This is a genomic window from Brevibacillus porteri, assembly GCF_003013475.1.
Taxonomy (GTDB): Bacteria; Bacillota; Bacilli; order Brevibacillales; family Brevibacillaceae; genus Brevibacillus; species Brevibacillus porteri.
Map to the genome: position 1 here is coordinate 35,954 of NZ_PXZO01000068.1, position 22,184 is coordinate 58,137.

Consider the following 22,184-nt stretch of genomic DNA (forward strand, 5'->3'; position numbering starts at 1 on the left):
GACGTTCCCGTTTTGGAGATACTACAAAGGAATGCTGCAGCAAAGGAGGGAGATTTCCTTGATCCGTATGGGCTATGCCTGCATCAGTGTAAAGACGAAGAACAATCCAAACAAAAAAACGACGGTTGCCCAAGTAAATAAATTAGATCCCCAAGCTCGGTTAAAAAAGCTGCGGCAAGTTATGCAGGCAAACTTTTTCAATTTAATGGATTTGCTTGCTTATAATGTAGAAAATCATATCTTTTTGTATCGACTTCCTTCTGAATTTGTTCCACTCGCTACTCATCCAGTAGCAGCTGAATGGGATTGGGCAAAAGAATTTGCATGGGACTTCCAAAAAGCAGGGAATTATATCCGCAATCATGGCATTCGTTTGACAGCTCATCCCGGACATTACAGCATATTGAACAGCGACAAGCCTTCTGTGCTGGAATCGACGATTGCCGATTTTTCCTACCATGCAAAAGTGTTTGATTTACTGGGGCTTGACGATAATTCCGTCTTGGTGACGCACGTGGGAGGAGTATACGAAGACAAAGCCTCTTCTCTCGATCGTTTTGCATCCAAATTCGAGCTGCTTCCTGAAAACGTCAAACGTCGCTTAGTCGTGGAAAACGATGACATGTCTTTTACCATGCGCGAGGTACTGGAGCTGTGCGAACGGATCGGTGTGCCGATGGTGCTCGATATTCATCACCACAACTGCCATTCTGATGGCGAAGATTGGGCGGAATACCTTCCACGCATTATTCAAACCTGGGGAGAGCGCACACCGAAGATGCACATGTCCTCGCCTAAGTCAGCAAATGACTTTCGCGCTCATGCAGACGATATTGATCCCGAGGCGTTCCTGACATTTGTCAGTGCGCTGGCGGATTACAATGTGGACATCATATTGGAATGCAAAAACAAAGATGATGCCCTGCTTACTTTAAGGCGCGAGTTAAAGAAAAAAGGCGTCGCAGTTGAAGCATTTACGAATTGAGTATGGAAAAGGACGCCGCTTAATTAGCTGGCGTCCTTCCTCGTGCGATTCAAAATGAACATCCGCAGTCACACCCACGCCCTCGTCTATGACCCCTTCTATGTCGGCAATTGTATCCGGAGGAAGAGCTACCGCCACTCGAAGATGATGAGCCTCGACCAAAGGAACTGCTACCGTCATTCCATAATTGGCAACGGTCATGATAATGATGCATTCTCCGTTCATGATGTTTGTAATGTCTGCGGTATTCCATGTATTTGCGGCGATTTTCACGATGCTCATCGCATTTGTGATGGAAATACTGCATCCGGTCCATATGAAACTGGAATTTAAACAGGTACAGCTCCAGATCTCTTCCTATGTTCTCATTCGGTCGCGCATTCGGCCTGACATTCGGTCTAATATTTGGTCTAATATTTGGTCTTAGATTTGGCATCATGTTTGGACTTTCATTGGGTCTAATATTTGGTCTGATATTCGGTCTTAGATTTGGCATCATGTTTGGACTTTCATTCGGCCGCACATTTGGTCTGACATTCGGCCTTACGTTCGGCCCGACATTTGGCCTCATGTTTGGACTTTCGTTTGGCCGGACATTCGGTCTGACATTCGGTCTCATGTTTGGACTCTCATTCGGTCGCACGTTTGGTCTCACATTGGGTCTTACATTTGGCCTCATGTTTGGGCTCTCATTTGGCCTGACATTTGGTGAAGCGTTAGGCATAGGGTTTGCCGGCATCCGGTTCGGTGGCATTGGCATAGGATTCGACGGTTTGAGGTTTGGTGGCATCGGATTTGGCGGCATTGGATTGGACGGCTTGAGGTTTGGTGGCATTGGATTCGCTGGCATCCGATTTGGCGGCATTACGTTCGGCACGTTCGGGTTAGCCAGATTGGGAGCAGGCATGATCGGTTTTTGCGGCATTGGGCGCGCAGGAATAGAATGATTCGGATTGATTGGACTTTCCGACTTGGGCTTTTCAGGAGAAGGCTTCATAGGTGACGGCATCGATGGAGACGGCAATGGCATCGCTGAAGAAGGCGGTTTCGGCATTTCTTTAGGACGCCTTGGGAGTGCGGTAGGCATAGGCGGCATCTTACGTCGCTTTTCCACGGAATTCTACACGTCCTTTCGGATGAAATAACACAGTACATGGTATGACATTTATCCAACTCGAGAGACGACTCTCGCCCAGTTTGAAAAAAAGGACTAAGCCCGTTTTTTACACTCTAGGGAAGTCGCCGTGACAAGATCATCTTGACTGCACGCAGACATTTGATACAATGATAGCAATAGCTAAAATAATCAGACAGTTGCACATGAACGAAAGTGAGGAAGAACGTATGCCGCCACGAATGCAGGCTTGCACGTTTTCATCCAATCACATACATGCTCTCGAGCGAGGGGTTAGGATATGATATCCTAACCCCTCGCTCTTTTCGTTCTCTGCTCTGCTAAAGGAGGAAATTACAGATGAATCAGCAAGCAAACGTTGTAAAAGTAGATGGGGATCAATTACGTATCGAAGATGTTGTTTCCATCGCAAGAAGCGCCACCCACATCCAATTGACCGAAGAAGCATTGAATCGTGTTCGTGACTCACGTGCCATGGTGGAGAGAATGGTATCGCAGCAGGAAGTCGTATACGGAATCACCACTGGCTTCGGAAAATTCTCCGATGTCATGATCCAAGATGAGGACGTAAGCAAGCTGCAAGAAAATTTGATTATGAGTCATGCTTGCGGGATGGGGGACCCTTATGCCGTTGAAGTTGTCCGTGCGATGATGGCTTTGCGCATCAATGCGTTAGCAAAGGGTTATTCGGGAATTCGGGAAGAGACATTGCTTCAGCTTGTAGAACTATGCAATAGAGGCGTTCATCCGATTATTCCTCAACAAGGTTCCCTTGGTGCAAGCGGCGACTTAGCCCCTCTCGCTCATATGGTATTGGTTATGCTCGGCAAAGGTGAAGCGCTCGTCAATGGCAAGCGACTATCCGGAAAAGAAGCACTGAGTGAAGTAGGTCTCTCCCCAATTCGACTGGAGGCAAAAGAAGGTCTGGCTCTGATTAACGGTACACAGGCAATGACTGCACAGCTTTGCCTCGCCTTGTATGATTCGCGAGTTCTGCTTGAAAGCGCTGAATTGATTGCGGCCATGACGATTGAAGCGCTGCGCGGAATTCCAAAAGCCTTTGATCCCCAGCTCCATCTCGTCCGCCCGCATCCAGGACAGCAGGAATCAGCAAAGCGCTTGCTCCAGCACTTATCCGGCAGCAAACGTACAACTGCGCAGGGTGAGCTACGTGTCCAAGATCCATATAGCCTTCGTTGCCTCCCGCAAGTACATGGTGCAACTCGTGATACGCTGGAGTATGTATGGACCACGGTTACACGCGAATGCAATAGCGTCACTGATAACCCTATCCTTTTTACAGAAACCGGCGACGTTATCTCCGGCGGAAATTTCCATGGTCAGCCAATGGCATTCGCAGCTGATTTTCTTGCCATTGCCATGGCTGAGCTTGCAAATATTTCCGAAAGACGCACAGAACGTCTCGTCAATCCACAGCTAAGTGGTCTTCCCGGATTCTTAACCGAAAATGGCGGACTCCATTCTGGATTTATGATTACACAATATGTAGCCGCTTCCATCGTTTCTGAAAACAAAGTGCTCTGCCATCCCGCATCAGTCGATTCGATTCCGTCATCTGCCAATCAGGAGGACCATGTCAGCATGGGAACGACTTCTGCTCGCAAGCTTCGTACAATCGTATCGAATGTCACCAAGGTGCTTGCCATTGAATATTTGGCAGCAGCTCAAGCTATTGATTTTGGCTCGGGAGATCTCGGCACAGGTACAGCGCGAGCCTATGAGCAGTTGCGTCGGGTGATTCCCCGCCTGCATGAAGACCGAGAAATGCATCCTGATCTCGTAAAGGCAGAAGAGCTGATCCAACAAGGGACACTCGCATTTGTAACGGAATAATCGTTCGTGTATAGGAACCATTGTCTTTCTCTGCTAAAATGGAGCTAAGGATAAGCATGTAGATCAAACCACTAGAAGTATGGAGGGCTGTCTCATGAAAGCAGGCAGAGAACTGGACCATCCTGAGTACCTGTTACTGTTTGATGGGGTTTGTCATCTGTGCCACGGTGCTGTGCAGTTTATTTTAAAGCGTGATCCGCATGGATACATTCACTTTGCTTCCTTGCAATCACAGAGAGCGCAGGAAATTTTGTCTCATTACAACTATCAGGAAAAAGATATGTCATCCGTGGTCTTTATCGCCAACGGACAGCTATATACAAAATCGGATGCGATCTTGCATGTTGGCCGCAAGCTTCAAGGTGGATGGCCTCTGCTGTCAAACGTAGCTCGGCTCATCCCGAGACCTGTCCGCAATCCGATTTATGATTGGGTCGCGAGAAATCGCTATCGGTGGATGGGCAAAGCAGAACAATGCATGCTTCCTACCCCACAGATCAGATCCCGCTTTTTAGATTAAAAGGAAAAGGAGAAGTCGCTGTCCTACCGCGGCTCCTCCTTTTTTATTCGCTGTGCCCAATCATTCGTTCTTGAATGACAATCCCTTTTCGTTTAATGCTGTCCGAAGTTTCGGCATAGATGCTGGCCCCATCCCATGATATTTCAGGATCTCTTTTTCGCTGTAACTAGCGAGCTGTTCCAAAGTTGTGATTCCATTGTGTTCCAGTGCCCTTCTAGCTGGTGCCGAGAGCAGAGAAAGAAATCCTGTGTCCGGTTTGCGTTCTTGCTCACAGATTGGACAAGTCGGACAATCACTGCTTTTCATGTATGAATGACCATTCGCGCAAGTTCTTACCGTTTTTTTGGAAGTTGTCATGGCACATATCCTTTTTATTTCGACGTCGCTAGTGGATGCTCATCGCTCACATAGTCAGCCGCTTTGGCATTTGCCTCTACCTGCGATGGACTCTTGCTGCCTGGGATCACAGTGGTGACTGCCGGATGCTTGAGGCACCACGCCAATGCCCACTGCGCCATATCCATTCCTTCTGGAACTTCATTTTTCTTGATTTCTTCTACTTGGAGCAACAGCTTGTTAACATGCTCCTGATCGTGTCGATGTCGTACATCGTTTCCACCGAATACAGAACCCGGCTTATACTTTCCGCTCAAATAACCACTCGCCAACGGAACGCGCGCCAACACACCCAGGTCTTGCTGCTGGCAAGAAGCAAAAACACCTTCTTCCGGCTTTTGATCCAAACGATTGTACACCACTTGGATTGCTTTTGCATTCACCGAAGTAGCGGCAGATGTTTGATGCATGTTGTCGTTTTTCGCAATCGAGAGGCCGAGATGACGGATCGTTCCTGCCTGCACCTGTTTGTCGAGGTAAGTCCACAAGCCATCATTATCAAATGCCTCGTCAGGTCCTGAGTGGAATTGGTACAAGTCAATATAGTCGGTCTGCAAGGCTTGCAGCGATTTTTCCAATTGCTGCTGAACTTCACTTGCTCCGTAATGATTGGTTCGAGAAAATTTGTCATGAAAATGATGCCCGAATTTCGTCGCCACAATCCAGTCTTCCCGGCGGCTTTTATTCAAATATCCTCCGATAAGCTGTTCGGACAGATGATCTCCGTAGCATTCCGCTGTATCAATCAAGTTGATGCCGAGATCTTTTGCTTTGTCGAGAATCTGGTCAACTGCTTCTTGCGAGAAATCCATTCCCCACTCCCCGCCAAATTGCCACGTACCTACACCAATTACGGATACGTTCAGATCGGTTTTTCCTAATCTGCGGTACTTCATTGCCCGATTCCTCCTCATTATGGATAAACAAGAATCCCCTGAACGAATGTTCGTTCAGGGTGAAGACTAAAAAAATTATATGATTTTCTCGATGTTCAATTGACTCACAAAATCTTGCAGATTCCCTTTTCGTTCTTTGCGCATTTTCTTGCGCTCATCTGCAGTTGCCATCAATCTCTCTTCTTCCTCTGTTTCAGGGGCAATGGCTGGCACCTCAGTCGGATTCCCTTCCTCATCTAGGGCAACAAAGGTGAGAAAAGATGTCGCGGTCAAAATGCGCTTGCCGGTCTGGAGATTTTCCGAGATGACTTTTACGAAAATCTCCATAGACGTTTTACCTGTTGACGAAACAAACGCTTCCAGGCAGATGGAATGCCCCATTTTGACGGGAGCAAGAAAGTCAATCGAGTCAATTGATGCTGTCACAACAGGGCGACGCGAATGTCGCATCGCAGCGATTGCAGCTACCTCATCTATATAAGCCATCATCGTACCACCAAAAATAGTCCCATGGTAATTCGTATCAGATGGCTGAACCAGTGATGCCTGAATTGTACGAGATTCTTGAGTTGTCTTGACGTTCATCGCTGTTGCTCCTTTATCAATCTACTTGATGCATACATCATCATATCACACGGCATTCAACGTTCCAATTGATAGCTGCTCGCAAGCATGCCTTCTATTCTCTCTGCATCTTCTTGCAAAATGTAACGTAACAAAGGAAGATTCCACTCATAGGCTGGGCGATAGCCGTCTAAAGCAAACAGCTTGTCATCTATGTGCGTGGCAAGCTTTCGGCGGGCCGGACTCGCACAGTAAAACTGCTCCAAATAATCCGTACCCCATCTGGAAAAGGAGGACGTTTCGTTGGTAACCGCCGTTAGCAGGATCCCTTCCCCTGTATCTATCAAATCGATTGGATACAGTTGACAGCTAAATGGCTTGAGCGGCTCAACTTCACGACCAGCCTGCTCGGCATAAGCATGAATCGCACAGCCGTAGCGCCCATTGTTTTCTTGATAAAACAAACAATTGCCATGTCGCATGCGAATAGTTCCTGGCGGCTCATTACGATCCCAAACCCCATGAAGAAGCCAATGATTGCGTTCAGACCTATCTTGGAGTCCAGCAGAGATAGAGGGGATTTCCCCCTCCATGATTGGAATCTGCCACTCTTCTACGGCGTAAGGCTGTCCACCCTCACAGCAGGTCTCGCGATGAACCGTCCTGCAATTCCAACAGTCCAAGTGAAACAAGGCCTGGAGGGCTGTTACATCAACCAAATATTGTCCCGCTCTCACCAAGGAATGCTTGTTTTTCTTTATATATTTTTCGCAGTGGTACGCCTCTTTATCAGACATGGGATCGGGCGTACCTACATAACGAAAGGCTCGCTTCGTTTTCATTTTTGCAAAACAATCTCCGATTCTGTTCCAAAAATACGCAAATGGCCTTCCTCATAGCTAGCCAAATCCACTTCATCACCTGGAATTTCCATCAGGATTTCCATTTCTTCTCCCTCTGCTGTCGTAAACACGAGCAGGAGATCTTTTTCCTCAAATTCGTTGTCAGTCAGCTTGATTTCGAGGAGCTCGGCTTGGAATTGTGTTACCTCTTCCTCTTCTTCACTATCGGTATCCCATTGGGTAAAAGCTACTGAAGCCTTTTGATTTTTATACTCCGCCAACAGTTGAATCAATTGCTCGTGTTGCTGAATGTCCATCTTGTAATCCCTCCGAAATGGTTCATACTGCCCATCATAACAAAGTAGCTCTTAAAAAGCCAAAAAGAAATACCGCTTCGCTATAGGAAGCGGCTATTTCTCTTCTGCTTGTTAGCTTACTTTGCTAATGGTCTGGGCTAACGCAAAATCTTTACCGGTTAAACCTTTTGCCTCGCGGGTGGCTAACATAAACGTGACCGTTCCACCTGCCAAATGAATTTCCACGTGCTGATTGTCATGCTCAAGCATCTCTGCCACACGGTTGACGAAACTGATCGCAGTGGAAAAGTCACGACAGTGGTATGTGCGTGAGAGTGCCATTCGGTCTTCTACCAGCTTCCAGCCAGGTACTTTGCTTAGATACAATTTGACCTGTTCTAAAGACAGCTTGCTCATTTTAGCAATGCCCCCTTTTACCCGATGAATGGTTGTTACACCATCATATTCACGAGACGTACAGGTTATCCGCACCCTATTGCTTTACGGCATAAAAAATCATACGAGGTGATTCATTCGCCACATATTCTTCAAATTGATAATTTCCAAATACTTGAATTTTTTCGAATCCAGCCTCTGTCAGCATCGCAATCATTTGCTGGGCAGAAAACAAGCGAACCTGCTCCATATACTCACGCGGTTCATTCGACGACTCGTCGGAAATCAGTATCCGCTTTTTCACAAACCCATCCTGGATCCAGCGTTCTTCTTTAATTAACATCCCACTGACTTCCTTCGTAGAGTGCGGCACGAGATTATCGATGACGTACGCTGCATTTAAGAAATCGATGACCACTTCACCTTTTGTTTTGAGTGCTTGTGCCATGTTACGAATAACGTTAGCATTTTCTTCATCTGTGGAGAAATAACCAAAGCTGGTAAACAAATTCACCACGATATCAAATTCTTCGCGAAACGGAATGTCGCGCATGTCACAGCGGGCAAAACTTAGCTGTGGATAGGTGTTTTGTTCCTCGGCCAACTGTAAAAGAACAGGCGACAAATCCACACCAACTACTTCATACCCCCGGCGAGCCAGCGCACGCGAATGACGCCCGCTCCCGCAGCAAAGATCAAGTACGCGTCCTGTGTCCTTTACCGGCAATCTTTCCAACAGATTAGCGATCTCTCCATCTGCTGCCGAATCGTCCCTATGACGATACACAAGCACATAATCTTCGCGAAAGCTGCGTTCAAACCATTCTTCTGCCATGTCTGAGCCCCTTTAATTCCAAGATGTTCTTATTATACCACAGCGGGGTTTATCCGTAGCCGATTTGCGTGTGGCAAAGTGTACGAAAGCTTTGTTGAAAAATATAGAAATTACTTTACATACATACTGTATGTATGTTAAATTGACGTCATCCAATTGTGAGGGAGAGATTCATAATGAAAGTGAACAGCTTTTATCCTGTCATTTTGACAGAACAAGTTGCGGCTAGCTCGAAGTTTTATCGCGAACACTTTGGATTTGAAATGGTTTTCGAAGCAGACTGGTATGTGAGCTTGCAAAATCAGAGCAGCACGCCGGCATTTGAGCTAGCCATCTTAGATCCTTCACACAACACGATTCCACAGGATTTCCGAAAGCCAGTAGAAGGTGGTCTTATCCTTAATTTCGAAGTCGAGGATGTTGATGCTGAATACGAAAGACTTATAGTGAAAGCAGGTCTTCCTCTCCATCTCGACATGAAAGACGAGGAGTTCGGTCAGAGGCATTTTATTACATCCGATCCGAACGGCATTTTACTTGATATCATAAAAGTAATCCCGCCTTCTGAAGCATTTGCTGAAAGTTATGTTGACCCTGTATAATCTGGCATGAAATAAGTAAGGAGATCGCCTAGCATGAAGATGTCCAAAGCAGAGCAAAAACAGCAGACGATGCAAAAACTGATCGAAGTGGCAAGAGAGATGTTCTCCAGGCAAGGCTACGCGGATGCCGCCATGGAAGACATCGTGAAACAAGCCGGGGTGACCCGTGGCGCACTGTACCATAACTTTGGGAGCAAAGAAGGATTATTTGAGGCAGTATTGGCTTCTGTCCAACAAGAAATCGGAGAGCGCGTAGAAGCTGAAGCTGCGAAAAGTGAGGATCTTTGGCAACAATTGATCTTGGGTTGCCTGGCCTTTGTCTCCTCGGCCGTCGAACATCGCAACAAGCGGATTTTACTTATCGATGGTCCTTCTGTCATCGGGTGGGAAACGTGGCGCCGAATGGACGAGGAAAACTCCATGCGGCATCTCAGGGAGCAGCTTCAAATGATGCAGGAGCAAGGATACCTACGTCCCGTTTCTATCGATGCTCTGACGCATTTGCTGTCTGGTGCGATGAACGAAGCGGTGCTCTGGATTTCGGAGACGCCTGATCACGAAAAGTCCCTGGAGGAAATTTCAGCAGCGATGACCCTACTCTTGGAAGGATATCGCACCAAATAAAAACAAAGCACCCCTGCTTCCGCCTCTTACCGGCAAAATGCAGGGGTGCTCTGTTATTGTAAAGGGTTTTTATGATGAAAAGCGGGTAGCTCGTCCAATTCGAATTTTTTCAGCAGCCCGAGCAATAATGCTTTCTACCGAAGATGGGTCATCCACAACATCGTATTCGTTGATATTGACCCGCAAAATCGGACAGGAAGTAAAGGAGGCAATCCAGCTATCATAGCGACCAAACAAATCCTGCCAGTAATCTACTGGCGTTTGTTGCTCCATCGGACGCCCGCGCTCTTTTACGCGGTCAATAATATCATCGAAGCTTCCCTCTAAATAGATCAAAATATCCGGATGCGGGAAGTAAGGCGTCATGACCATCGCTTCAAAAAGTTCTGTATAAGTGCGGTAATCTTCTTCTGTCATGTTGCCTTGCTCGTACAGCATACGGGCAAAAATCCCGGTATCCTCATAAATGGAGCGATCTTGGACAAAGCCGCCGCCATAATCAAACATCCGTTTTTGTTCCTTAAAGCGTTCTGCCAAAAAGAAAATTTGCAAATGGAAACCCCAACGCGATAAATCGTTATAGTAACGGCCCAAATACGGGTTATTGTCAACCTTTTCTACGGACACACGAAATCCGAGCTGATCTGCCAAGGCATGCGTAAAGGTGGATTTTCCTACCCCTACTGTCCCCCCGATCGTAATCACTGCGTTGCTCGGTATCCCGTATTTTTCACGAAGCGTGCTGTTTTGAAACCTCGACATGTACGCAACTCCTTATCCCCATGCTTACTTTTCCTTTGTTCCCTATCCTACTGATCCCATCAACTCTTGAATTCGTGGTGCAATTCGATCCAGTACAACCTTCAAATCTTCTGGTCTATGTACGAAATCCAAATCGTCACAATCGAATTTGATGACAGGCGTATCTGGATGATGCTTTTCAAACGCTTCCATAAACTCGTTGTAATCAGCAATCAGATTCTCCATATAGGTGACATCCATGCTGCGCTCCATTTCGCGATCCCGCATCGCAATCCGCTTCATCACGGTCTCAATCGAAGCTGTCATGTAGATCACCAAATGGGCCTGAGGCAAATCCTCTGTTAGGATATCATAAATTTTGAGGTACTTTGGCAGGTTATCTTCTTGTAACGTTCGTTTGGCAAAAATCGTATTTTTGAAAATATTGTAATCAGAAACAACGGAAATACCTTGATTCAGGAACTGTGAATGAATATCCTGCAACTGCTTGTAACGATTGCAGAGGAAAAACATCTCGAGTTGAAAGCTCCATTCGGCAATATTTTCATAAAATTTACCCAGGAACGGGTTTTCGTAGACGATTTCTTCCAGTAGCTGCAAGTTGCATGCACGGCTTAGTTCCCGCGATAAAGAGGTTTTCCCAATACCAATAGGCCCCTCAACGGTAATCAATATGGACTTCATGTATGCTTCGATTCCTTTCAAGAAAATGAGAGCACTCCGTATTGTAGCATGTATGTAAGCGTTTGTCGAAAACATTCGCACCGTGTCGTTTGGTATCATTTGGTACTCTTTTTTGCTATAAGAAAAACTGCTCTTCATCAAGAGCAGTCTGGTTTTTACGTAAAATATTCAATGCGTGCCTGAGGAAACAGGCGGGCAATTTCACTTTCCAAATGGGCCTGCAACGCCTTTGCTTGGATGTCAGGATAGACATACTTCCCTTTCCCATATTTCCCCCATTTGTACTTGCGCTCTTCTTCCTTCATTTCCAACTTCGTTTTCGGATAGCGCTGGAGGATCAAGCTTTTAGCGATCTTGGTAAAACGGTGCTGGATTAGCTCGAACGTCAAATCCTCCATCGCTTCGGGAACCAACTGCGAACGCAGTCTTTCCAGCAAATCGGTATACCCCGCTTCCCATCCGTCAAACCAATACAAAGGCGCTAAAATAAAGCCGAGTGGATAACCGGCCTTGGCTACCTTCCCTGCTGCCTCCAGTCGCTGATCAAAGCTGGAGGTTCCTGGCTCGAAATTTTTGATGACATAGTCAGCATTCATGCTGAAGCGAAATCGGGTATGCTTGTTGTGCTTGGCATCCAGCAAGGAATCCACGTGATGAAACTTGGTCACGAAGCGCAGCCGCCCAAACTCCTGCTGGCCCATAAACTCAATCGCTCGTTTCAGATTGCCCGTAAGATGCTCAATACTAACCGGATCGGATGTACAGGCTGCCTCAAAACGAGTGATTTCACCCGGGCGTTCTTGGATGTACTTCTCGGCCTTATCTAGAATCTCATCTGTATTGACGTACACCCGAACATACGGCTTTGTCCCGATATTTGTGTTCAAATAGCAATAGTGACAGTGGGCAGCACATCCCGTAGCCAGTGGAATGGCATATTCTGCGGAAGGCTTGGAGGTCTCGAACTTCAATGTTTTGCGTACCCCAATGACCAAGGTCCGCTTCGCATTCCGATATTTCTCTACTTCTGTATCCCCAGGGATGCCACGGACCTGATTATGGCTGGTCGTCATCTGCATCGGAATTCCTTCCTTTTGAAAACGGCGATACAGCTCTTGACCAAGAGGATAGTTCAGTGCATTTGGCTCGACGAAAATATAATCCGGAACAAACAGCTTGCTGCCTTTCTGCTCCTTCTTTTCAGGTCTTTCCAAAAGGGTCGTACCCATAGCTATCATCCCCCTTCATCTAGTATGCCCGTGCCATTCGACTGGACGTAAGGGGAAGTATGGCTGTGCCCCTTATTTTAGGGTGCTCTTAAAATCGCGTAGCAGCGCCTTTGCTTGCTCCTGTTGAGCTAGCGGTACTTGCAGTGTATAGACATGTCCTGCTTTTTTGGTCTGTCTGAACAAAAGCCTGACTCGAATTCCTTTCATTTCTAAATAACGCCGACATTCCTGAGCAATCCTCGGGAGGCCATACGATTCATGAATCGTAACCCATTTGATCCACATGCACCTGCACCCCATCCTTACACACTTCTTTCTTTTACAGTAAGCAGTGGACAGGCGATTGGTTCAAAAAAACAGCTTGGCTGGCAATTAATGAAAACCGTTTTGGCACCTGTGCCGTCTAATGCTAGAGGAGGGGAAAAAGTGAATCTGGAACAGCTCGTTTCGTGCGCAAAAGATGGGGATGATGATGCCTTTTTTCAACTCGTCAGCCTTCATAAAGAACAACTGTATAAAATCGCCTACGCGTTTCTTCGTAACGAGACAGATGCATTAGAGGCCATTCAGGAAGCGACGTGCCGTTCCTATCTCAAGCTGGCACGATTGAAACAGCCTGCGTATTTTCGTACATGGCTGACTCGCATCCTTATTCATATTTGTCTGGATGAGCAAAAGCGCCGAAAACGGATCATCTTGGATCCCATGGAAGAGGACGTCCAAAGTCGTGCAAGTACTCCTATGGATGATCAAAATGTCGAGCGTATTCAAATCGAAGAGGCTCTCGCTCGTCTCAATCCAAATTATCGTCACATCATTATTTTGAAATATTTTGAAGATCGGACGATACGCGATATTGCAGAGGTACTCGGTCATCCGGAAGGCACGATCAAAACATGGCTACACAAAGCTTTGGGGGCACTCCGCAAAGATCTCGGGAAAGGCTGGTGAGCTTTATGCTTGAGAATGAAAAAAAGAATGCGGGTCCATTCATGATTCCCGCTGAGATTGATCAATACATTCGGAATGGGATGGAACAGGCAAAAGAGCTGCGTCAAAATCGGAGCCGCAATCGGTGGATTCGCATTGGTTCTAGTCTGGTTGCTTGTCTGTTCATTTTCGTGTTTATTTTTTCCGTTCGCCTTTCACCTGCTGTTGCCGCTTATATCAGCTCGATTCCGGGGATGGAGAAGATCGTTGAGTTTCTTCGGGATGATAAAGGCTTGCAAAAGGCAGCCGAACACAATCTTGTCCAAAATATTGGCGCCAGCGGTTCACTTGAGGGTGTCACTTTTACGATTGATCAGGTAGTAGCAGATGAAAAACGGATGCTCCTCTTCTATACACTGAAGAATGATCTTTCCGATAAAGAAGTAGCACTTCACAAAATCGAGTTGTTCGATCAATCTGGAAAGGAGTGGGAGCACGGTGTTTCCTGGTCCGGCATGGGCAGCGAAGACCCTGTGATCCGAAACCGTATTGATATTGTCATCAACGAAGCTACCGAAATACCTGATGTAATGACAGCAAAGGTTACGCTGGAAATCGATCATATCAAACAAGATACTCCCCTATCGATTGACTTTGTGGTCGACAAAAGCAAGTATAAGACTTTTGAGAAAAAAGTGTATCCCGTGATGAAGGAAGTCTCGGTTGACGGACAGCGGTTTACGATTGAACAAATTGCAGTCTTTCCTACACAAACAGAAGTGAGTATTAAATTTGACCCGGCCAATAAAAAGCATGTCTTTGATTTTGATAAATTAAGACTTGAGGATGAAAAAGGGCAGACGTTTGCTTTTTGGGGGAATGGCGTTCCTGTTCGTGATAACGGAGAAAACGGAAGGATATACCATCTAGAGAGCATTTATTTTGTGGAACCAGAAAAGCTCTACCTGAAAACAGATGGCATTCGAGCTTTGGACAAAGATCAATTGCAAATCGTGATTGATGCGAAGACAGGTACACTCACAGAAGTACCGGATGATCGCCTAAAACTAACGGCGCTGCGTCAAGTCGATGATGTGGTGGGCATGGACTTCTCTTTAAAGGTGCCGCCTCAAGATAATCACTCTCATATCTCTCTTGGGTATAACATGACGGACAACCGCGGAAATGAATATGATTATGTGCAAGGAAGCTCCTATTCCACAGAGGATGCATCCATCCAAAACTATTCCGTGCTATTCAAACGAAAAACAAACAAAGGCACGCCTACTCACTATTCTTTTCCTTTGTCCAGCTATCCTGTACGACTTCAAGGTACATTCTCTGTAGAAATCAAATAAAAAATGCCCCATCAGTGATCCGCTTGTATGGCATCGCTGTGGGGCATTCTTTATTTTATAAACTTAATCTACAACCGCCCAGTGATTGGTCGGCCCATGCCCGCCACCTATTTGCGGAGCTGTCTTAATTGCTTCGAAAATAAAGCGATTTGCTTTTTCAACCGCAGTGATGAGCGGTGTATTTTTTGCTAACTCTGCTGTAAGGGCCGCTGAGAATGTACAACCTGTACCGTGCGTATGACGTGTATGGATGCGCTCATGGGACAGTTCATGGAATGCTGTACCGTCAAACAAAATGTCCACGACTACGTCCCCTTGCATATGTCCACCCTTCATTAGGACATTGCGGGCGCCTAACGCATGTATCGCTTTCGCCCCTTCGCGCATCTCTTCCGTCGTCTCAATTCTCATGCCAGTCAAGCATTCTGCTTCCGGCAAGTTAGGTGTGACGACTTCCGCGAGAGGCAACAATTCTTTTTTCAATGCAACGATTGCCTCATCCAGCAGTAGCTTTGACCCTCCCTTGGCAATCATTACAGGGTCTACCACCAGCTTTTTCAGGCCAAATGCTTTGACCTCTCCCGCAACAGCACGAATAATATCAGCGTTAAACAGCATGCCCGTTTTCGCCGCGTCAGCGCCTAGATCACGCAGCACCTCATGCATTTGCTGTGCAACCGCCTCTGTCGGCAACGGATAAACACCTGCTACACCCAATGTATTTTGTGCGGTGATTGCTGTGATCGCACTCATTCCGTACACACCGAGTTGATGGAAGGTTTTCAGGTCTGCCTGAATCCCAGCTCCCCCACCGCTATCTGAACCCGCTATGGTCAATGCTTTCGCAATCGTGCTCATGATATTCCCTCCTGCTTTCCACCTTTTCTCACCTGAGTATACCATCCGCTCGTCCCATTCGGTATACTAAAGGAATGTTTGCCAACTGTATGAAAAGGGGACCTTCCATGTCATATCGTATCTTTTATTGGTTAACCTTTCTCATTCCAACCATTATCATCGGGGGCTTCGAGTTCATCCGTCATGACTTTTTACTCCCCTACATGTCTATGGAAGCGGGAAATGTATACATTACCCTCTTGACGCTCTTTCTCTCTTTTTTATTCGCCACTTGGATGTTTCACACCCTCAAACAAATGAATGCACGAATTGTCGAGGAACAAGCTCGTCGCGCTGTTTATGAAGAACGGGAACGCCTTGCCCGCGAATTGCACGACGGGATTGCGCAGTCTCTGTTCTTCCTCAACGTAAAGCTCAAGCAGGGACAATTGGACGATGCCCGGGTCGCTGTTTCGGCCATCGACAATCATGTACGCCAAGCCATTTTTAACTTGCGCTCATTGCCAGAAGAAGGCAGTCTGGATCAACGCCTTGAGAAATGGCTTGCGCAATGGAGCGCTTTATCTGGAATCGACGTTGTCAGCGAATTGCATGTCAACGACGGATTTTTTACTCCCGCCGCAGAAGTACAACTGTTCGGGATCATTCAGGAAGCTTTTGCCAATATTCGCAAGCACTCTCAGGCCAAGCATTCGTGGATTCACCTCACGACGAATGAAACAACTGGCTGGGTTCTCGCCGTTGAGGACGATGGCATTGGGATCTCCAACCCTTCTCCCGATACGAAAAAATACGGGTTGTCCATGATGCGCGAGCGAGCGCGCCAGTTGAACGCATCCATCGACATTCAGTTACGACCGGCAGGCGGTACAATCATCCGCTTATCTTCTCATTCAGGAGGAAAAATACAATGAACGCATACCGTGTATTGATCGCCGACGACCACCCGATGGCTCGTATGGCCATTCGCAGCCTGCTTGATCCCGATCCCTCTTTTGAAGTCATCGGAGAAGCGCAAAATGGCGAGGAAGCTTTTCTCTTATGCGGACAAATCCAACCTGACCTTGTGCTCATGGACATCAACATGCCGAAATGGAGCGGACTCGAAGCGACCCGCGAGGTCAAGAAAGCATACCCGCACATCAAAGTCGTCATTCTCAGCGTCTCCGATGACGTTGCTGACCTGATCACGGCCATTCAGTTCGGCGCCCAAGGTTACTTGCTGAAAAATTTAGAGCCTGACGACTGGATTAACTACTTGCATGCCTTGCTCGGCGAGGACAGTGAATTGACTCGCGAAATGGCAACCCGGCTCATGTACCGCTTCCGTCAAGAAGAGGCGACGGATGAAATGGTACCAGATGTTCTGACCCCGCGAGAGCGAGAGATTGTCATGTATGTCGGAGCAGGAAAAACGAATCGGGAAATAAGCGAGGCGCTGATCATCGCAGAAAACACGGTGAAAAACCACCTAAAAAACATTCTCGAGAAGCTGCAATTGGCTAATCGCGTCCAGCTCGCTGCTTATGCGGTTCGCCATCATTTGGTCATCAAATAAAAAACATTGCTTTCTGCTCGATCAACTGTCATCCTTAGAAAGATACGTTTTCCACAGACCTAAGAAATGCAGGTGATCCGCATGATCGAAATCAAGACCTCCAAACTAAGCAATGGAGAATTAAATAGAGGTGTATTTGCAACGCAAGATATCCGAAAAGGCGACCTGATTCATGAAGCGCCCGTGCTGCCCTATTTGAACGAAGAGCATGAGCATATCGAGAAAACCTTGCTCGCGGATTATGCATTTGAGTACGGTGCCAATCATACAGCTTTCTTGTTAGGCTATGGCATGCTATTTAACCACTCCTACACGCCAAATGCCACGTATGAGATTAACTTCGATAACCACACGTTTGATTTTTATGCGTATACAGACATTCAAGCGGGTGAAGAAATCTTAATCAACTACAATGGTGATGAGGATTGCGATGATCCTCTCTGGTTTTATGAAGACCAACAGAAAGAAACAGATGAAACCAAATAAGCGTATGCTTTAAAAAGAATGAAAACCCGGAAACAGACACTTGAAAAAGTGACTGTTCTCCGGGTTGTTTTGTGTAACTCTATCTCTCCCATGTTATCGGGGCGGGCTTTCGCCTTTTCATGGACGAAGTGTCTTCTCGAAAAAAGACAGCCGCAGACCGGGCTTCACTTCTTTTTGAACGGTCAAGGTAAATCCATGTCTTTCATACAACCGAACGGCCGGTTCATTCATGGAACCAGTCGCGACGACTAGCTTGCTGCAACCATGCTCGTGGACAGAGGCAAGCAATTGACTCGCGATTCCCTTGCGAAAATGAACAGGATCTACAATCATTCGATGAATATCCAACGTTTCTCCCTCGATCAAAAAAGAAACTGCCCCTGCCATCTCGCCTTCCTCTATGTAGCCATAAAACGTTTCTCCACATATCCTCAGTTGTTCTACCGATTCTTTCAGGGGTGGAATATCTTCCGTACCAATTAGCTCTGCCTCTATACGATAGGCTCTTTGCTGCATGTTCCAAAGTTTTTGTACCGTTTGTTCATCCTGTAAATCTAGTCGCACGATCATTTCGGTTTCCCCCACTTTTAACTGCCTGGTACTGATTCAAAGCTATAATACACATAAGGATCTTTCGGTGCAGAGACGGCTTCAACTTGAGAGGCTTTGAGAACGAGCATGTCGTATCCGTCTACTTGACGCAGCTCGAGCTTGCCGCGAACTTTTACCCAGCTGTCTTTTGCCCATTTGTTCGCGTCCTCCTTTTCCACCAAAACACCATAAACACTGGCATCTGCTGTACAGCAGGTGACGGAAAAACGCGCCACGACAAACTGCTGCTTCGTAAAATCAGGCTGCCGATATACAAATCCCATCGTCTCAAGCTCTTTTCCAGCAAATTCTTTTGCATATAGCTCCATCGTGGTGAGTCCGTCCAGGAACACTTTGTCATTCAGTTCAATCACTGGCTGTTTGTGTAAAAAGACGGCGATATCCGTATAAAAGTCACCAAATCCCCCGTTTGAGAATCGCTGCCGCAATTGTTCGTCGTTTGTCGCTTGCACTGGGGGTGTTGCTCCTTGATTGGTAACCTCTGGCTGTGGTTCTACGATTGGCTCGGCATCCTCCTTTACCTCTGCTGTCTGCTCTACATTCTCTGTTGCATTTACATTCGCATTCGCGTTTGCCGTAACATCCGCCAGCTTTCGTACATCGTTGCTGAGAAGTGTGATTCCCCGCTTCTCCACTACATCACTGCCAAGAATTTTATCCGGCATGACAAATCCCATCACGATTGGGAGTACAAACAAGCCGTAAACCAAAAGGGAGCCCATAGGTGTACGCGGAACTTTATGCTGCTCCTCACAATCGCAATCGTAAACACTACTGCCTACAAAAATTTGCCGAATGCTGACAATTGTCAAAAGGCCCATGATGACGAGCGTGACATAGCTAAACATGTGTAATCGCGGTGCGAGATAGTGACTGAGCGTTTCCGACAGGATCAAATAGGCCAACAACGCTGTAATGCCCGCTAATATCAGACTGCGCATGATATGATGACGCTTCAATTTGTTCTGATCCATCTTTTCCTCCTTACATCGGCATGAGCATGGTGACGCAAATGACTAAAAACGTAATAGCCACGACCAGCTTGACAACAAAACCAAATCGAAACGTTCCAAATAGCATCAACGTCGTTTTTAAATCGAGCATGGGCCCAAAAACTAGAAATGCAAGCAACGAGCTGCTTGAAAACGTATTGGCAAAGGAAGCAGCGATAAACGCATCTGCCTCTGAACAAAGCGAAAACAAATACGCCATCCCCATCATGACCAAATTGGAGGTGAGCGGTGTTTGACCGATGTCCATGAGCGTATCCCGGCTGATGTACACCTGTAAAAGCGCACTGATAAACGCACCAAACAACAAATATTTTCCCATATCAAAAAATTCGTCTACCGCGTGGGCAAATGTCGAGGACAGCTTGCCACCCGTCGTTTTTACATGGTCGGCTTCATGATTGATTTGGGATTCCATGCCGAGTCGTATCGGATTTTTTTTGACAAACAGGAAGACAAGCATGCCCACAATGAGAGCAACGACGAATCCCGCAACGCCCCGGTAGAGAGCCATTTCCGGCTGTCGGGCGAAAGCGACATAGGTCGATGACAAAACTACGGGATTCACAATCGGTCCCGCCAATAAGAAAACGATCCCGACTGACAGCGGCATCCCTTTTTGGATCAAGCGCCGAACCACAGGAATAATGGCACATTCACACACAGGGAATAAAAACCCGAGTAACCCGGCAAACGGCAGGGCCACGAGCGGATGCTTCGGTGTCCAGCGCCTCACCTGCTCTTCCGTTACAAACGTCTGGATAAAGGCAGAAAAGAATACACCCAGGAGGACAAACGGGATTGCTTCCAGCCAAATACTAAGGAAAAAGGTTTTCACATCAAGCCACAATGGGGACCACTTTATGCTCCAACCGGAAAACAAGCTGCTGTCTCTGCCCATTGTTAACCAAACGACACTTAGTCCAAGCAGGAGCGCCCCGATTATTTCAACGAGGAACTGGCGAATCTTCAGAATCAAGTGGGTGTTCTCTCCTCTCTATTTGCAAATAGGTATCATTACTATTTATATATAGACATCTATATTTCCTTCTTGTCTTTTACTTTTTTTTGCACGATGAACAGGTTGTACAGCCTTCCCTTCCCTCTGTATCCGTCTTATAATGGTGAAAAATGGAACGGGTCGGGGTGAATGAAATGAGCGAAGACATTCAACGCATTCCCACTGATTTAGAGGTTTGTGAAGTACAGACGATCGATGAAGAAAAAGTAAACAGGCTTCGGCCCAGAATGATGGAGACGGAAGGTGTCGCCCCTCTCTTCAAGGCTCTCGCAGACGATACGAGAGCAAAAATCATTTACGCGCTGGCACTAGAAGGAGAGCTATGCGTTTGTGATGTCGCAGCAACCATCAATAGTTCGATCCCTAATACGTCTCACCATCTGCGCTTGTTAAAAAATATGGGTCTGGCCCGGTACCGCAAAAATGGCAAGCTCGTTTATTACTCGCTCGATGATGATCATGTCCGTCATTTAATCATGTGTGGAATTGAGCATGCTGCCGAATTGAAACAGTCAAAACCGTAAATTCACTAGCTTTTATACTGGTCCGTCACTATGAGTGGCGGCCTTTTTTTGCTGATGTTCAAAATAACATTCAAATAATTACTTGAATATAATAATGAATATGGTATGATTTAGTTAATTCTTACTGGAAAGAAGGCATCAAACATGAAAGAGTTTGACGTAATCGTCATTGGAGGGGGGCAGGCAGGACTTGCTCTCGGATATGCACTCAAGCGTAAAAATCGCCGTTTTGTCATCTTGGAGCAACATACACGGATTGGTGATAGTTGGCGACAGCGCTACGATTCACTGGTGCTTTTTACACCACGTAAACATAATCAACTCCCTGGTCTTGCGTTTCCGGGAGAGCCGAATACACTCCCGAACAAGGATGAAGCGGCGGAATACTTGGAATTGTACGCCAAACATTTCGAATTGCCTGTCATGCTGGGTACAACTGTTATGGAGCTCAGCAAGGTTGATTTCAGCTTTCAGATACGGACACAAGACAGTTTGCTCTACGCTAAACAAGTCGTTATCGCGACTGGACCATTTCATACTCCGTTTATCCCAGCTATTGCGAACAGCTTGAACCACACCGTTAATCAACTGCACACTTCGCAGTACAAGAATGAGAGCCAGCTCATCGACGGCACGGTCCTCGTCGTTGGCAGCGGCAACTCAGGAGCACAGATTGCGGTAGAGCTCGCCGCCCATCGACCCGTTATTTTTTCACAGGGAGAATCACGCTCTTACTTGCCAATCTTCATTTTTGGAAAACCTATATTTGATTACATGAAGATACTGGGGTTACTCGATGCTCACCACTCCACCTGGCTCGGCAAGAAAATGCGCAGCTCACCCGATCCGATATTCGGTTACAAAAAGCAAGTCCGCGAATTGTCCAGAACCGGAGCATTGCGATTGGTTCCCCGAGCCTTACAGATGAACGGAAATACCGCTACTTTTGCAGATGGAACACAAGCAACGGTCAACAACATATTGTGGGCTACTGGTTTTCGACCGAACTACGATTGGCTAAATGTTCCAAACGCGCTCGATTCCCATGGCCGACCAATTCATCAACGAGGGATAACAAAAGTTCCGGGTCTATCCTTTCTCGGGCTGCCTTGGCAGCATACAAGAGGATCGGCGCTTATGGGCGGTGTCGGGAATGACGCGCTTTATTTAGCAGAGCATCTATAAGTCATTCGTTTGATAAGGAGGA

Annotated in this window: 30 protein-coding genes; 14 read left to right on the forward strand and 16 right to left on the reverse strand. The window is 46.7% G+C overall.

All coding sequences use genetic code 11. The features are described from left to right. Positions 1-58 precede the first annotated feature (58 nt). The gene (uvsE, locus tag C7R92_RS30070) at positions 59-985 is read left to right on the forward strand and encodes a UV DNA damage repair endonuclease UvsE (RefSeq protein WP_106836658.1); all 927 of its coding nucleotides are present in this window, start codon (positions 59-61) and stop codon (positions 983-985) included. Here the strand turns inward: uvsE and C7R92_RS30075 are convergent. Continuing rightward, positions 944-1,258 (reverse strand): hypothetical protein, encoded by a 315-nt coding sequence (locus C7R92_RS30075; RefSeq protein ID WP_106836690.1) that lies wholly within the window; start codon positions 1,256-1,258, stop codon positions 944-946. The genes uvsE and C7R92_RS30075 overlap by 42 nt on opposite strands. Positions 1,259-1,482: 224 nt before the next feature. Between C7R92_RS30075 and C7R92_RS30080 the strand changes: the two genes are divergently transcribed. From C7R92_RS30080 to C7R92_RS30095, 4 genes are all read left to right on the forward strand, one after another. Then, positions 1,483-1,932, forward strand: coding sequence for a hypothetical protein (locus C7R92_RS30080; protein WP_244195869.1), 450 nt, complete (start codon positions 1,483-1,485; stop codon positions 1,930-1,932). Positions 1,933-1,938: 6 nt separating this feature from the next. Beyond that, positions 1,939-2,130: a hypothetical protein gene (locus tag C7R92_RS30085; RefSeq protein WP_106836660.1), complete on the forward strand. Its 192-nt coding sequence runs from the start codon at positions 1,939-1,941 to the stop codon at positions 2,128-2,130. Between the two features lie 329 nt (positions 2,131-2,459). Further along, complete coding sequence (gene hutH / locus C7R92_RS30090; protein WP_069852360.1) at positions 2,460-3,974, forward strand: histidine ammonia-lyase; 1,515 nt, start codon at positions 2,460-2,462, stop codon at positions 3,972-3,974. A gap of 79 nt (positions 3,975-4,053) precedes the next feature. After that, positions 4,054-4,494: a thiol-disulfide oxidoreductase DCC family protein gene (locus C7R92_RS30095; protein ID WP_069852362.1), complete on the forward strand. Its 441-nt coding sequence runs from the start codon at positions 4,054-4,056 to the stop codon at positions 4,492-4,494. A 60-nt stretch (positions 4,495-4,554) separates the two neighbouring features. On the opposite strand, the gene C7R92_RS30100 is transcribed toward C7R92_RS30095, so the two are convergent. From C7R92_RS30100 to C7R92_RS30130, 7 genes are all read right to left on the reverse strand, one after another. Then, positions 4,555-4,851 (reverse strand): RNA polymerase alpha subunit C-terminal domain-containing protein, encoded by a 297-nt coding sequence (locus C7R92_RS30100; RefSeq protein ID WP_106836661.1) that lies wholly within the window; start codon positions 4,849-4,851, stop codon positions 4,555-4,557. A gap of 14 nt (positions 4,852-4,865) precedes the next feature. Beyond that, positions 4,866-5,786: an aldo/keto reductase gene (locus C7R92_RS30105; RefSeq protein ID WP_106836662.1), complete on the reverse strand. Its 921-nt coding sequence runs from the start codon at positions 5,784-5,786 to the stop codon at positions 4,866-4,868. A 75-nt stretch (positions 5,787-5,861) separates the two neighbouring features. Continuing rightward, a complete protein-coding gene (locus C7R92_RS30110; protein ID WP_106836663.1) occupies positions 5,862-6,371 on the reverse strand; it encodes an acyl-CoA thioesterase in 510 nt (169 codons plus the stop codon). Between the two features lie 56 nt (positions 6,372-6,427). Beyond that, positions 6,428-7,192, reverse strand: coding sequence for a DUF3109 family protein (locus C7R92_RS30115; RefSeq protein WP_017247816.1), 765 nt, complete (start codon positions 7,190-7,192; stop codon positions 6,428-6,430). Beyond that, positions 7,189-7,509, reverse strand: a complete 321-nt coding sequence (locus tag C7R92_RS30120; protein WP_106836664.1) for a hypothetical protein — start codon at positions 7,507-7,509, stop codon at positions 7,189-7,191. Before C7R92_RS30120 ends, C7R92_RS30115 begins: the two co-directional genes overlap by 4 nt. Positions 7,510-7,620: 111 nt before the next feature. Next, positions 7,621-7,905 carry a 4a-hydroxytetrahydrobiopterin dehydratase gene (locus C7R92_RS30125; protein ID WP_017247814.1) on the reverse strand — a complete coding sequence of 95 codons (285 nt, stop codon included), beginning with the start codon at positions 7,903-7,905 and terminating at the stop codon, positions 7,621-7,623. Between the two features lie 76 nt (positions 7,906-7,981). Further along, complete coding sequence (locus C7R92_RS30130; protein WP_069852376.1) at positions 7,982-8,719, reverse strand: class I SAM-dependent methyltransferase; 738 nt, start codon at positions 8,717-8,719, stop codon at positions 7,982-7,984. 176 nt (positions 8,720-8,895) lie between these two features. Between C7R92_RS30130 and C7R92_RS30135 the strand changes: the two genes are divergently transcribed. Next, positions 8,896-9,321, forward strand: coding sequence for a VOC family protein (locus tag C7R92_RS30135; protein ID WP_106836665.1), 426 nt, complete (start codon positions 8,896-8,898; stop codon positions 9,319-9,321). Between the two features lie 33 nt (positions 9,322-9,354). Continuing rightward, on the forward strand, positions 9,355-9,945 hold the full coding sequence (locus C7R92_RS30140) for a TetR/AcrR family transcriptional regulator (protein WP_106836666.1): 591 nt from the start codon (positions 9,355-9,357) through the stop codon (positions 9,943-9,945). A 69-nt stretch (positions 9,946-10,014) separates the two neighbouring features. On the opposite strand, the gene C7R92_RS30145 is transcribed toward C7R92_RS30140, so the two are convergent. The 4 genes from C7R92_RS30145 to C7R92_RS33320 form a co-directional block, all read right to left on the reverse strand. Beyond that, positions 10,015-10,707: a deoxynucleoside kinase gene (locus C7R92_RS30145; protein ID WP_017247810.1), complete on the reverse strand. Its 693-nt coding sequence runs from the start codon at positions 10,705-10,707 to the stop codon at positions 10,015-10,017. Positions 10,708-10,749: 42 nt separating this feature from the next. Further along, positions 10,750-11,391 carry a deoxynucleoside kinase gene (locus C7R92_RS30150; RefSeq protein ID WP_069852453.1) on the reverse strand — a complete coding sequence of 214 codons (642 nt, stop codon included), beginning with the start codon at positions 11,389-11,391 and terminating at the stop codon, positions 10,750-10,752. Positions 11,392-11,546: 155 nt separating this feature from the next. Next, the gene (gene splB / locus C7R92_RS30155; protein WP_106836667.1) at positions 11,547-12,620 is read right to left on the reverse strand and encodes a spore photoproduct lyase; all 1,074 of its coding nucleotides are present in this window, start codon (positions 12,618-12,620) and stop codon (positions 11,547-11,549) included. 72 nt (positions 12,621-12,692) lie between these two features. After that, positions 12,693-12,920 (reverse strand): hypothetical protein, encoded by a 228-nt coding sequence (locus tag C7R92_RS33320; protein ID WP_106836668.1) that lies wholly within the window; start codon positions 12,918-12,920, stop codon positions 12,693-12,695. Positions 12,921-13,046: 126 nt separating this feature from the next. Here C7R92_RS33320 and C7R92_RS30165 point away from each other — a divergent pair, with 126 nt between their 5' ends. Together C7R92_RS30165 and C7R92_RS30170 are read left to right on the forward strand one after the other, a co-directional pair. After that, positions 13,047-13,571, forward strand: a complete 525-nt coding sequence (locus C7R92_RS30165) for a sigma-70 family RNA polymerase sigma factor (RefSeq protein WP_208636247.1) — start codon at positions 13,047-13,049, stop codon at positions 13,569-13,571. A 5-nt stretch (positions 13,572-13,576) separates the two neighbouring features. Next, positions 13,577-14,908 (forward strand): DUF4179 domain-containing protein, encoded by a 1,332-nt coding sequence (locus C7R92_RS30170; protein WP_106836692.1) that lies wholly within the window; start codon positions 13,577-13,579, stop codon positions 14,906-14,908. Between the two features lie 63 nt (positions 14,909-14,971). On the opposite strand, the gene thiD is transcribed toward C7R92_RS30170, so the two are convergent. After that, entirely contained in the window at positions 14,972-15,766 is a 795-nt protein-coding gene (gene thiD / locus C7R92_RS30175; protein WP_106836669.1) for a bifunctional hydroxymethylpyrimidine kinase/phosphomethylpyrimidine kinase, read from the reverse strand. 107 nt (positions 15,767-15,873) lie between these two features. Between thiD and C7R92_RS30180 the strand changes: the two genes are divergently transcribed. From C7R92_RS30180 to C7R92_RS30190, 3 genes are all read left to right on the forward strand, one after another. After that, a complete protein-coding gene (locus C7R92_RS30180; protein ID WP_017247803.1) occupies positions 15,874-16,680 on the forward strand; it encodes a sensor histidine kinase in 807 nt (268 codons plus the stop codon). Continuing rightward, positions 16,677-17,324 (forward strand): response regulator, encoded by a 648-nt coding sequence (locus C7R92_RS30185; protein WP_007724217.1) that lies wholly within the window; start codon positions 16,677-16,679, stop codon positions 17,322-17,324. Before C7R92_RS30180 ends, C7R92_RS30185 begins: the two co-directional genes overlap by 4 nt. Before the next feature lie 81 nt (positions 17,325-17,405). Continuing rightward, positions 17,406-17,810 (forward strand): SET domain-containing protein, encoded by a 405-nt coding sequence (locus tag C7R92_RS30190; protein ID WP_017247802.1) that lies wholly within the window; start codon positions 17,406-17,408, stop codon positions 17,808-17,810. A gap of 117 nt (positions 17,811-17,927) precedes the next feature. On the opposite strand, the gene C7R92_RS30195 is transcribed toward C7R92_RS30190, so the two are convergent. From C7R92_RS30195 to C7R92_RS30205, 3 genes are read right to left on the reverse strand one after another with little or no spacing between them, the layout of a single operon-like run. Beyond that, the gene (locus C7R92_RS30195; protein ID WP_106836670.1) at positions 17,928-18,380 is read right to left on the reverse strand and encodes a GNAT family N-acetyltransferase; all 453 of its coding nucleotides are present in this window, start codon (positions 18,378-18,380) and stop codon (positions 17,928-17,930) included. 17 nt (positions 18,381-18,397) lie between these two features. Continuing rightward, positions 18,398-19,396, reverse strand: coding sequence for a TIGR03943 family putative permease subunit (locus C7R92_RS30200; RefSeq protein WP_106836671.1), 999 nt, complete (start codon positions 19,394-19,396; stop codon positions 18,398-18,400). Between the two features lie 10 nt (positions 19,397-19,406). Further along, positions 19,407-20,411 (reverse strand): permease, encoded by a 1,005-nt coding sequence (locus C7R92_RS30205; protein ID WP_106836672.1) that lies wholly within the window; start codon positions 20,409-20,411, stop codon positions 19,407-19,409. Positions 20,412-20,587: 176 nt separating this feature from the next. On the opposite strand from C7R92_RS30205, the gene C7R92_RS30210 reads away from it, so the two are divergent. Together C7R92_RS30210 and C7R92_RS30215 are read left to right on the forward strand one after the other, a co-directional pair. Further along, positions 20,588-20,977, forward strand: a complete 390-nt coding sequence (locus tag C7R92_RS30210; protein WP_047069462.1) for an ArsR/SmtB family transcription factor — start codon at positions 20,588-20,590, stop codon at positions 20,975-20,977. A gap of 144 nt (positions 20,978-21,121) precedes the next feature. Continuing rightward, positions 21,122-22,162 (forward strand): flavin-containing monooxygenase, encoded by a 1,041-nt coding sequence (locus C7R92_RS30215; protein ID WP_106836673.1) that lies wholly within the window; start codon positions 21,122-21,124, stop codon positions 22,160-22,162. The last annotated feature ends 22 nt before the right edge of the window (positions 22,163-22,184 follow it).

What these genes read in the sequence shown, in the direction of transcription:
- C7R92_RS30080 (WP_244195869.1), top strand. Translation starts at nt 1,483, where the DNA reads ATGTTTGGACTTTCATTCGGCCGCACATTTGGTCTGACATTCGGCCTT.
- hutH (WP_069852360.1), top strand. Translation starts at nt 2,460, where the DNA reads ATGAATCAGCAAGCAAACGTTGTAAAAGTAGATGGGGATCAATTACGT.
- C7R92_RS30095 (WP_069852362.1), top strand. Translation starts at nt 4,054, where the DNA reads ATGGAGGGCTGTCTCATGAAAGCAGGCAGAGAACTGGACCATCCTGAG.
- C7R92_RS30100 (WP_106836661.1), bottom strand. Translation starts at nt 4,851, where the DNA reads ATGACAACTTCCAAAAAAACGGTAAGAACTTGCGCGAATGGTCATTCA.
- C7R92_RS30105 (WP_106836662.1), bottom strand. Translation starts at nt 5,786, where the DNA reads ATGAAGTACCGCAGATTAGGAAAAACCGATCTGAACGTATCCGTAATT.
- C7R92_RS30110 (WP_106836663.1), bottom strand. Translation starts at nt 6,371, where the DNA reads ATGAACGTCAAGACAACTCAAGAATCTCGTACAATTCAGGCATCACTG.
- C7R92_RS30115 (WP_017247816.1), bottom strand. Translation starts at nt 7,192, where the DNA reads ATGAAAACGAAGCGAGCCTTTCGTTATGTAGGTACGCCCGATCCCATG.
- C7R92_RS30120 (WP_106836664.1), bottom strand. Translation starts at nt 7,509, where the DNA reads ATGGACATTCAGCAACACGAGCAATTGATTCAACTGTTGGCGGAGTAT.
- C7R92_RS30125 (WP_017247814.1), bottom strand. Translation starts at nt 7,905, where the DNA reads ATGAGCAAGCTGTCTTTAGAACAGGTCAAATTGTATCTAAGCAAAGTA.
- C7R92_RS30130 (WP_069852376.1), bottom strand. Translation starts at nt 8,719, where the DNA reads ATGGCAGAAGAATGGTTTGAACGCAGCTTTCGCGAAGATTATGTGCTT.
- C7R92_RS30135 (WP_106836665.1), top strand. Translation starts at nt 8,896, where the DNA reads ATGAAAGTGAACAGCTTTTATCCTGTCATTTTGACAGAACAAGTTGCG.
- C7R92_RS30140 (WP_106836666.1), top strand. Translation starts at nt 9,355, where the DNA reads ATGAAGATGTCCAAAGCAGAGCAAAAACAGCAGACGATGCAAAAACTG.
- C7R92_RS30145 (WP_017247810.1), bottom strand. Translation starts at nt 10,707, where the DNA reads ATGTCGAGGTTTCAAAACAGCACGCTTCGTGAAAAATACGGGATACCG.
- C7R92_RS30150 (WP_069852453.1), bottom strand. Translation starts at nt 11,391, where the DNA reads ATGAAGTCCATATTGATTACCGTTGAGGGGCCTATTGGTATTGGGAAA.
- splB (WP_106836667.1), bottom strand. Translation starts at nt 12,620, where the DNA reads ATGGGTACGACCCTTTTGGAAAGACCTGAAAAGAAGGAGCAGAAAGGC.
- C7R92_RS33320 (WP_106836668.1), bottom strand. Translation starts at nt 12,920, where the DNA reads ATGGGGTGCAGGTGCATGTGGATCAAATGGGTTACGATTCATGAATCG.
- C7R92_RS30170 (WP_106836692.1), top strand. Translation starts at nt 13,577, where the DNA reads ATGCTTGAGAATGAAAAAAAGAATGCGGGTCCATTCATGATTCCCGCT.
- thiD (WP_106836669.1), bottom strand. Translation starts at nt 15,766, where the DNA reads ATGAGCACGATTGCGAAAGCATTGACCATAGCGGGTTCAGATAGCGGT.
- C7R92_RS30180 (WP_017247803.1), top strand. Translation starts at nt 15,874, where the DNA reads ATGTCATATCGTATCTTTTATTGGTTAACCTTTCTCATTCCAACCATT.
- C7R92_RS30185 (WP_007724217.1), top strand. Translation starts at nt 16,677, where the DNA reads ATGAACGCATACCGTGTATTGATCGCCGACGACCACCCGATGGCTCGT.
- C7R92_RS30190 (WP_017247802.1), top strand. Translation starts at nt 17,406, where the DNA reads ATGATCGAAATCAAGACCTCCAAACTAAGCAATGGAGAATTAAATAGA.
- C7R92_RS30195 (WP_106836670.1), bottom strand. Translation starts at nt 18,380, where the DNA reads ATGATCGTGCGACTAGATTTACAGGATGAACAAACGGTACAAAAACTT.
- C7R92_RS30200 (WP_106836671.1), bottom strand. Translation starts at nt 19,396, where the DNA reads ATGGATCAGAACAAATTGAAGCGTCATCATATCATGCGCAGTCTGATA.
- C7R92_RS30210 (WP_047069462.1), top strand. Translation starts at nt 20,588, where the DNA reads ATGAGCGAAGACATTCAACGCATTCCCACTGATTTAGAGGTTTGTGAA.
- C7R92_RS30215 (WP_106836673.1), top strand. Translation starts at nt 21,122, where the DNA reads ATGAAAGAGTTTGACGTAATCGTCATTGGAGGGGGGCAGGCAGGACTT.